The sequence below is a fragment of the Schlesneria sp. genome (assembly GCF_036405755.1).
Taxonomy (GTDB): Bacteria; Planctomycetota; Planctomycetia; order Planctomycetales; family Planctomycetaceae; genus Schlesneria; species Schlesneria sphaerica.
On record NZ_DASWWZ010000626.1, the window covers coordinates 1 to 10,292 of the forward strand.

4 protein-coding genes are annotated in these 10,292 nt (G+C 57.0%); 2 read left to right on the top strand and 2 right to left on the bottom strand.

All coding sequences use genetic code 11. The features are described from left to right. Nucleotides 1–243 precede the first annotated feature (243 nt). A complete protein-coding gene (locus VGE80_RS20805; RefSeq protein ID WP_440593986.1) occupies nt 244–3,225 on the bottom strand; it encodes a vitamin B12-dependent ribonucleotide reductase in 2,982 nt (993 codons plus the stop codon). An 886-nt stretch (nt 3,226–4,111) separates the two neighbouring features. On the opposite strand from VGE80_RS20805, the gene acnA reads away from it, so the two are divergent. Together acnA and VGE80_RS20815 are read left to right on the top strand one after the other, a co-directional pair. Continuing rightward, a complete protein-coding gene (acnA, locus tag VGE80_RS20810; protein WP_373649905.1) occupies nt 4,112–6,778 on the top strand; it encodes an aconitate hydratase AcnA in 2,667 nt (888 codons plus the stop codon). A gap of 255 nt (nt 6,779–7,033) precedes the next feature. Next, the gene (locus tag VGE80_RS20815; protein WP_397571765.1) at nt 7,034–7,879 is read left to right on the top strand and encodes a phytanoyl-CoA dioxygenase family protein; all 846 of its coding nucleotides are present in this window, start codon (nt 7,034–7,036) and stop codon (nt 7,877–7,879) included. Between the two features lie 308 nt (nt 7,880–8,187). Here the strand turns inward: VGE80_RS20815 and VGE80_RS20820 are convergent, their stop codons facing one another. Continuing rightward, nucleotides 8,188–9,438, bottom strand: coding sequence for a DEAD/DEAH box helicase (locus VGE80_RS20820; RefSeq protein ID WP_373649907.1), 1,251 nt, complete (start codon nt 9,436–9,438; stop codon nt 8,188–8,190). Nucleotides 9,439–10,292 lie beyond the last annotated feature (854 nt).

Consider the following 10,292-nt stretch of genomic DNA (forward strand, 5'->3'; position numbering starts at 1 on the left):
GTCAGGTTTACAGCGAACGGCAGCCGGAATGACGCGGTCAAAAACGAAAACGCCCCGGTCCAATATCCAATGGACCGGGGCGTCCCGAGTTCCGCGTCATGTACCGATCCATCAGCCGTCGGCGCGGTCGGAAAGACTTCACGGGCTAGATGCCGAGCATCTTTAGATGATCAGTGGCTCTCCCTGTTTCAGCTTCTTGTCCAATCACCTTGGCAGATCGGGCGCGATTTTGCAACTTCCACATCAACTGCATCCGTGGCTGGTTCCACAGTTATGGCAGAGATAGCAATTTCCATTTCGCACCGTGATGGCACCACAGTTACTGCAACTGGGGGCATCCGACTGGAACTTCGCAAATTGCTGATTGCGATTCGTTACAGATTCTCCACTGGATGCTGCAGCAGGAGCGATCACCACAGGTGATGCCATTCTCTGCAGCACGGCTGTTGGCGTCTTGCCATTGCCACTGGCGTGACCATTCGCGACATGGCCATTGGTCTGGCCATTTGAGTTCGACCCGGTCTGGGGTCGGGTGGAATGGTTTCCATTCACCTGACCTTTTGTCGCCGTGGCCGAAGTTGCAGGCTGTGCCTTGCTTACAGCAACTTCGGCCGAACGATGACTTTCCGAGGTCTCCTCACCATCGTCGAGCCCATTGGATTCAGCCCGTTTCGGGACGTTGGCCTCCCGGAAGCCAGGCAGGAACTGGATGCCCAGCCACCGGAAGATGTAGTCGACCACACTCTTGGCGTTGGGAATGTCCGGGTTGGGTGTCCAGCCGCTTGGTTCAAACCGCGAGTGAGAGAACTTTTCGACCAGCACCTCGAGCGGAACCCCGTACTGCAGACCCATCGAGGTTTCGGTTCCGATGACGTCCATGAGTCCGCCGATCGTGCTTCCCTCTTTGGCCATGCTGATGAACAGTTCGCCCGGAGTGCCGTCCTCGAACAGCCCTACCGTAATGTATCCTTCGTGCCCACCCACGCTGAACTTGTGAGTCAGGGAATGTCGCGTCGCGGGAAGGCGTCGTCGTGCAGGGCGATCGCCGTTGGATCCCCCCTTCTTGCGATCCCCTTCTTTGGTCGTCGACAATGGCTGGCTTTGCTTTGAGCCATCGCGATAGATGGCCAGAGCCTTCAGGCCGAGTCGCCAGCCTTCGAAGTAGGCCTTCTCGATGTCCTCGACGGTACTGTCCGCAGGCATGTTCACCGTTTTGGAGATCGCACCTGACAGGAACGGCTGGGCGGCGGCCATCATGGTGATGTGTGCCTTCCAGTGGATCGTTCGGGTTCCGTTGTTGGCCTTAAAGGCACAGTCGAAGACATTGACGTGCTCGGGCTTCAGATCCGCCGCACCTTCGATCGTTTCGGACTCTTCAATGTGCTTGATGATCCGATCGATCTCGAGGCTGTCGTAGCCGAGCGTCTTCAGGGCGAGCGGAACGGTGCGGTTGACGATCTTCATCATGCCGCCCCCCGCCAGTTGCTTGTACTTGACCAGTGCGATATCGGGTTCGATCCCCGTGGTATCGCAGTCCATCATGAAAGCGATGGTACCGGTCGGTGCGAGCACTGTCGCCTGAGCGTTTCGGTAACCGAACTGACGACCTGAATCAACGCATTCGTCCCAGACTTTACCGGCGGCGTTCCGCAGGTATTCAGGGCAGGACGAGTCGATACGGTCGACCGAATCACGGTGCATCCGCATGACCCGCAACATCGGTTCGGCGTTCTCTTTGTAGCCTGCGAAGGGACCAAGATAGCCAGCGATACGGCTGGAAGTCAGGTACCCCTGGCCGGTCAGCAACGCAGTCAGGGCTCCTGCGATTCCGCGACCTGCATCGCTGTCGTAGGCAATCCCCATCGACATCAGCAGGCTGCCCAGGTTGGCGTAGCCCAGACCGAGTGGTCGGTAGAGGTGGCTGTTTTTGGCGATGGCCGGTGTCGGGTAGCTCGCGTTATCGACGAGAATTTCCTGGGCCGTGATGAAGATCGACGCGGCGGCGCGGAACCGTTCGACGTCGAACTCCCCTTCGGGTCCCTGAAACTTGCGGAGGTTAAGACTCGACAGGTTACAGGCCGTGTCGTCCAGAAACATGTATTCTGAACAGGGGTTCGATGCATTGATACGACCAGAGTTCGGGCAGGTATGCCACTTGTTGATCGTCGTATCGTACTGGACGCCCGGATCCCCGCACGACCAGGCCCCTTCGGCCATCTGCCGCAGAATGTATTTAGCGTCATACTCGGGGCCGAATTGTGTCTGGTCGGTGACCCAGCGAGTCTTCCACTTCTTTCCTTCTTCGACGGATCGCATGAACTCGTCGCTGAGGCGAACAGAAAGATTGGCGTTCTGGAACATGATCGACGAATACGCTTCGCCGTTGAAGTTGGCGTCGTACTCACCGCTATCGATCAGGACGCGAGCCTTTTTCTCTTCCCGCTTCTTGCACTGGATAAAGTCAAGAATGTCAGGATGCCAGTCCTTGAGTGACTGCATCTTGGCAGCCCGCCGGGTCTTACCGCCCGACTTCACGACAGCGGCGATCTGGTCATACACTCGCATGAAAGAGAGCGGGCCGGAAGGAGTCCCGCCGCCAGAGAGCTTTTCTTTCGAGCTGCGAATGGTCGAAAGGTCGGTCCCTGTTCCCGAACCGAATTTGAAGAGCATCGCTTCGCTGGTTGCCAGCCGCATGATGTCTTCCATGTTGTCGTCGACAGCCTGGATGAAGCAGGCGGAAGCCTGAGGCAGTTCGTACGACGTCGCTGGCCGCTCAACCACTTGCGTAGCCGGGTTGAAGTGGTAGTTCCCCCTGGCTCCCTTCACGCCGTACTGGTGGAAGAGTCCGACATTAAACCAGACGGGTGAATTGAACGAACCGTACTGGTGCAGGCAGAGCCAGGCGAGTTCGCGATAGAAGTTCTCGCCATCTTCACGACTGGCGAAATAACCACCGCTGATCCCCCAGTCGGCGATCGTGCGTGCCACGCGGTGGATAACCTGCTTCACGCTGGTTTCACGCTCGGGAGTGCCGTGCTCACCGTAGAAGTACTTCGAGACCACCACGTTGGTGGCGAGCGGTGACCAGGATGCGGGGATTTCGCAATTGGTCTGCTCGAACAAGACCTTGCCGTTTTCGTCCTTAATTGCTGCCGTTCTGTAATCCCACTCCACAGTGGAAAACGGATCGGTATCGGGAGGACAAAACCGAGGCTGAACTGACATCGCCCGAATTTCTGGGAGGGGACGTCCCGGAAAAGAGGCACCGTTTGGAACAGTCGGAGCGGCCATTGCAGGGCCGGACGAATTCAACTGGTGCATCATGCACACTCCTTATGAAATCCTGGGAGATAAATAACTGCCACAGCCCGGCAGAAGGCATACGGAAAGACGTTGAGGAACTCGAAAACGAAGGTGCTTGCATCACCTGCAGGCGGCACAACCAGTAGCGGTTCAGAAGTGAATTTCACGCTACATATGGGTGCAGACGCGGCAGGGCCACAATAAAAATCGGGGGTCGGAAAGTCAATAGTCTGGATTCGGAATCGATATTGACAGCCCCCGACAGGCCGCCTAAGTCGAAATTCATCATTGGGTTATTTTCTGACGAAAAAACGGGAAATTGTCCGCCCGATCGCGAATCCAATTTAAATTTCGACACGTTGTGCCGATCTCCAATTCGGTTCAGTGCGGGCGCGCGTCGTGTCGCCAAAACGGGCTGTTCAATGGTCGCGCGCAATCAGGCTTGGGAAAGAGGTCGAGCAAAGCCGAAAACAGGTTTTCGTCCACTCGATGTTTCCCCCGTCGTGCGGGGGAGAGACATTATCAAAGCAGAATTGGGCCCGGTCATCGAGGCTCACGGAGCGGACGGAAGTGATTGATTCCGGGACAGAAGGGAGTTTTCGGGTATTACTGATCTAACCGTTGCTTTCCAACGTTTTCGCCGCGTGATACGATCTTCGGGGTGAACAAATCTTGAAAATTCAGGGGTTTTTGCGGCTTTGCCGCAGAAGAAACAGGACCCCCAATTGAATATTGAATCGCGGCGATCAGCCGCGTGAGTTTTGCTCTCGAAAGCACTTTCTTGGATTTACGGGCAAGGAAATCAGATATGGCGGGGACGAATCCCTTTGGTGTCGAGTCGGTGCTGAAGACGAGTGGCGGCGAGTTCAAGTACTTCTCGCTGCCCCAGTTGGCTGCGAAGGGTTTCGGACAGATCGAAACCCTTCCATTCTCCATGCGAGTCTTGCTGGAAGCCTGTTTGCGTAACGTCGACGGGTTTGTGGTCACTGCAGACCATGTTTCGCAAGTCGCCAACTGGGATGCCGGCAATCCACAGCCGGTGGAAGTCCCCTTTATGGTCGGCCGTGTCGTTCTGCAGGACTTCACCGGTGTTCCCGCGGTGGTCGATATGGCTGCCTTGCGCGATGCCATGATCCGCATGGGAGGCGACCCCAAGAAAATCAATCCTCTTGTTCAGTGCGATCTGGTCATCGATCACTCGGTCCAGGTCGACTACTTTGGCGACAGCGATTCGCTGCAGAAGAACGTCGATCTCGAGTTCGAGCGAAATCTCGAGCGATATCAGTTGCTGCGATGGGCACAGCAGGGGCTCAGCAATTTCCGCGTGGTTCCTCCGGCCACCGGGATTGTGCACCAGGTTAACCTGGAATACCTGGCGAAAGTCGTTCTGACCAAGGACGGGGTGGCCTACCCTGACAGTCTGGTCGGTACAGACAGCCATACAACGATGATCAACGGTCTGGGGATCGTCGGCTGGGGTGTCGGCGGAATCGAAGCCGAAGCCGTGATGCTGGGACAGCCCATCTACATGCTGATGCCACAGGTTGTGGGTTTCAAACTGAGTGGCAAGCTGCCTGAAGGGACCACTGCGACCGACCTGGTGCTGACCGTCACGCAAATGCTGCGAAAGCATGGGGTTGTTAACAAGTTCGTGGAATTCTACGGTCCTGGCCTGGACGGAATGTCGCTGCCTGACCGGGCTACACTCGCCAATATGGCTCCGGAATACGGAGCGACGATGGGCTTCTTCCCGGTCGATGAAGAGACATTGCGATTCCTTCGCCGCACCGGCCGCACCGACGCAGAAGTGGAACTGGTCGAAGCCTACTACAAGGCTCAGGGAATGTTCCGCACGTCCGCCTCGCCAGAGCCGCGGTTCTCGTCGACGCTGGAACTCGACCTGTCGACCGTCGTGGCTTCGATGGCCGGTCCAAAGCGGCCTCAGGATCGTGTCCTCCTGTCCGATATGAAATCGGCCTGGCACAAAGAACTCACGACCAGCTTCGGTCACCCCGTACCCGCCAAGCCCGTCCCCGTGGCAGGAATCGATACCACCATTGGCGATGGTGCTGTGGTGATCGCGGCCATCACCAGCTGTACCAATACCAGCAACCCTTCCGTCATGCTGGGGGCGGGCCTGCTGGCTCGTAATGCAGCGGCGAAGGGATTGAAGAGCAAGCCATGGGTCAAAACCAGTCTTGCTCCCGGTAGCCGTGTCGTTACGGAGTACCTGGCAAAATCCGGTCTCGACAAGTCGCTCAATGCGCTGGGCTTCAATACCGTGGGCTATGGATGTACGACCTGTATCGGAAACAGTGGTCCCCTGCCAGACAATGTTTCACAGGCCGTTACTGAAGGGGATCTGGTTGTCTCGGCCGTGTTGTCCGGTAACCGTAACTTCGAAGGACGTATCAACCCGCAGGTGAAGGCGAACTACCTCGCCAGTCCACCCCTGGTTGTGGCCTATGCTCTTGCTGGAACGACCGACATCGACTTTGCCACCGAGCCACTGGGCAAAGACACCAATGGTCAAGACGTCTATCTGAAAGACATCTGGCCATCGTCACAGGAAATCGAATCGACCATCGCGTCGTCGATCACGCCTGAGATGTTCACGACGGAATATGGGCACGTCGCTCTGGGGCCGGTTGAATGGCAGAAAATTACCGGGGCGACTGGGCCTCTGTATAAGTGGGATCCCAAGAGCACCTACGTTCAGGAACCACCGTTCTTCATCGACATGCCCAAAGAGCCCCAGCCGATTCAGGGGATCAGCGGAGCGGTCTGTCTGCTGTCCGTTGGTGATTCGGTCACCACGGACCACATCAGCCCCGCCGGCTCGATCAAGGCCAGCTCGCCAGCAGGTCTGTTCCTTCAGGCGAACGGTGTCGCACCACTCGATTTCAACAGCTACGGTGCCCGACGTGGTAATGACCGGGTGATGACGCGAGGGACCTTCGCGAACATTCGCCTGCGAAACCTGCTCTGTCCAGGGACCGAAGGGGGTGTTTCGAAGTACTTCCCCACCGGCGAGCAGATGTCTGTCTATGACGCCGCGATGAAGTACAAAGAGACTGGCACCCCTCTGGTCGTCCTCGCCGGGGCCGAGTACGGCACCGGTTCGTCACGCGACTGGGCGGCGAAAGGGACGTTCCTGCTGGGAATTCGTGTGGTGATCGCGACAAGCTTCGAGCGAATCCACCGATCCAACCTGGTTGGTATGGGGGTCCTGCCCCTGCAGTTCCGACCCGGCGAAAGCCGTGAATTCCTCGGGTTGGACGGAACGGAAACGTTCGACATCCAGCTCAATGACAACCTGAAGCCACTGCAGGCGGTCGAAGTGATGGCCACGAAGCCTGACGGAACGGCGATTCATTTTGTCGCCACCTGCCGCATCGATACACCTGTGGAAGTCGAGTACTACCGCAACGGCGGCATCCTGCACAAGGTCTTGCGAGATCTGGTCAAGAGCTGATCCCGACTCTTGTCGAAAGCAACCTCACGCACGCTTTGGAACTCACGTTCTGGAGCGTGCGTGATTTTATGTTAACTCTGGAATCGTGCCTCTGCCGGGGTCGAGCCTCGACATTTCAAAAGGGTTGACTGCGACTGTATGCTGCCAATGATTCCACTGTCATGATCGTCCCTGCTGCAAGTCGGGCGCGATTTTCAAAGTACCTGCAACGGATCGTCTATCGCTGAACGTTCACTTTCTCGAGGAATTGTCCTTATGGCTCAGACTAACGCGCCGACTGAATTCAAAGCTGTCCTCGACCCTACTGACCTGTCCGCAATCCCGCGTGACCTGAGTTTTCATCCGGTCGCAAATCCCCAGCCCCGGGTTTTGACGAGCGAGCAGATTGAGCAATTCAATCGGGAGGGGTACGTGAAGGGGATTCGTGTCTACAGCGACGAAGAAATTAAGAGTCTTCGCGCGTACTTCGATGCGCTGCTGGCCAAAGTTGTCGCGGAGGGTGGGGATAGCTACTCGATCAGTTCGGCCCATTTGAAGTATGGCCGTGTCTGGGACATTGTCACCAATGCGAAAATCGTTGCCTGTGTGCGCGACCTGCTGGGTGAAAATGTCGTCGGCTGGGGTTCGCACTTCTTTTGTAAAATGCCTCACGACGGAAAGAAGGTCGCCTGGCATCAGGACTCGAGCTATTGGCCCCTCACACCCTCGAAGGCGGTCACCGTCTGGCTGGCGATTGACGATGCCGACGTTGAGAATGCGTGCATGCGGTTTGTGTCCGGGTCCCATCATCACGGCGCAATGACGTTCCGGCCGAGTGATCCCGCCGAGCACAATGTCCTTAATCAGACGATCGAGAATGTGGAGCAGTACGGTCACTTCGTCGATGACTGCCTGAAGGCGGGGGAAATCTCGCTGCACTCCGATCTGTTGCTGCATGGGTCAGAAGCAAACGATTCCGATCGCCGTCGGTGCGGTCTGACCCTGCGTTACGCTCCCGCGGATGTTCATGCCTATCTCGGCTGGAATCAGAAAGGTGTCTGGGTCAGCGGATCGGATCCAACAGGCCACTGGCTGAACCGTCCTCGTCCTGAAAACGAGTGATCGTCCGCTTCTCGACAGGCGAATCGAACTGGCCTCAAATGATGGCCCGTCGTAACGCGAGAACAGGGCGGCTGAGGATTTCAGGATCGAGCTGAAAAGAGTGGGGGAGGTTCCGATCAGGAACTTCCCCTTTTTTGATTGAGGTTTTTGATAGAGGCTTTCGCGTCGACGTGAAGGGTCAATGGCCGCTGCGATGTCGGAGCGAACGATCGTCCGCTCAGTTTCAGGTCCCGGCGGATGGGAACACTGGCGAAGTTGACTCTCTTCTTTAACGGGAGAGAGTCGACTTCATTCCGAGTGGCCTTCTTTCAGGCGATGGACCAGAAGTCGTCTTCATCGACTTCATGCGAGCGTGAGATCGGAGGTGGCATTTCATCCACGTGCTTGATCACACGTCGGGATTCGACAGGGTCAATTCCGGTCAGTGGGTAGGCACTGAGAAGCTGATTAATCCGGATTTCGATGTTCGTCAACTGCTGACCTTCATCGGGAGCGACGAAGGTGATCGCTGCGCCGCTTCCTTCGGTGGAGGAAAGCCGGCCCGTACGTCCCACGCGGTGAACGTAGTCATCACAATCCTGTGGGATATCGTAATTTACGATGTGCGAGATCCCGCTCACGTCGATCCCGCGCCCCATCACGTCGGTGGCGATCAGCAGGCGGATTTCTCCTTTGCGGAACTGCTTCATCACGCGGTCACGAGCGCTTTGTGCCAGGTCGCCGTGAATAAAGGCCATCTTGTTCAGCTTGCCTGCAAAACGCCGATGGACTTCTTCAGCGCCCCGTTTGGTTCTGGTGAAAACGATCGCTTGCTGGGGGCGTTCCTGCAGCAGCAGGCGGACAAGCGTCCCGAACTTTCGGTGATGATCGACGGTGATGTAATACTGGTCGATCGTTCCGTGCGAAATGTTGGTCGCTGATACGTCAATCCGTTCTGGTTCGCGCATGTAGCGGCGAGCCAGTCGTTCGACCGGGGGAGGCAGCGTCGCAGACAGAAGCAGCGTCTGGCGCTCTTCGGGACATTGTCGCAAAATCTTCTCGATGTCAGGACGGAAGCCGATATCCAGCATCCGGTCCGCTTCATCCATCACGACGATACTCAGGTCATCCGTCTTCAGAATATGACGACCCATCAGATCAATGACCCGCCCCGGGGTTCCGATCACAATCTGGGAACCATCCTGCAACCGGCGAATCTGCTGGTGGATGGGGCGGCCTCCGACACAGCAGGCGGTTGTGACTTTGCACTTGTACGCCAGACGCTCCACTTCGTCAGCGACTTGCTGGCTGAGTTCACGAGTCGGGGTCAGGACGAGTGCCTGGGTGCGTGGATCTTCGAGATCGATCCGTTCAAGAATCGGCAAAACAAACGAAGCCGTTTTGCCAGTGCCGGTGCGGGCTTGACCGATGCAGTCAACACCGGAAATTGCGACGGGGATAAATGCGGCCTGAATGGCACTCGGCAATGTGAAACCTGCTCTCTTAATCGAGAACAGGGAGTCCTGACTGAGTCCCAAATCTTCAAACCGGATTGGAGCCTTCTCCATTTCGACGATCAAACGATCAATTCCTTTCCAAACCAACCACCAGGGCAGCTTGTGCCACTGGTATTCAATCTCTCTGCTTCGGGGTTGCTAACACGGGGTCAGAGAGGATCCGGGTTGGCCAACCCTCCACTGCTCTGAAATGCTCCGTTTCCCCAAAGCCACTCTCACTTCTGTGCCAATAGCGTAAGACGCGGTGAGACTCCGGTCAATCGTCTTGCGCGCTGTAACGGCATTACCGGAGCTGAGTGTCGGTTCGAGCAGGCAAAGTCGACTTCTGTGACGCTCTGATCCCCCTGCCACGTGAACGCTTGTGGCGCATCCTGATCGACTCAATGCCATTCATTGAGATTCCCCGAATGCCGTGTCCCCCCTCCCATTCCGAGGTCAGTGGGAGAGGATGCTCTGTCGGCAACGGCTGAGAAAACGCCAACTTCAAGGAATCGGGGGCCGAACATCCTGCGGACGTTTTCCGCAGCGAAAGGCGTTTACGGGGACGCACCGAGGTCTCGGTTCTCACGAAAACCGCCGCGTGACAGCGACGTCCGGGTCTCCTGATGCTGGTCGAGTGGTTGGAGCGAACGTGCGGCTTTTGTCCAGCCGCTATCGGATGCAGAAAATGTAAGGTCGGCTCAAAGTGCGTGGTACAGCCTTTGCGAATGCCGCTTCTCACACAATCCCATCGGCAAGTCCGATTCCTGACTCCTGACTCCTGCTCCGCACCGCTCATGCGATGCGAAGCGGGGTGACGTTTCGGGACCTGTCCCCTGTTCCTGATGCCAGTCCTGGGGCGTTCACCTGTGGTCTCAAGGAGATGAGAAACGGGTGTTTCGTTCCACGGTGCTCCAGGAATGGGTGCGGAACGGGAC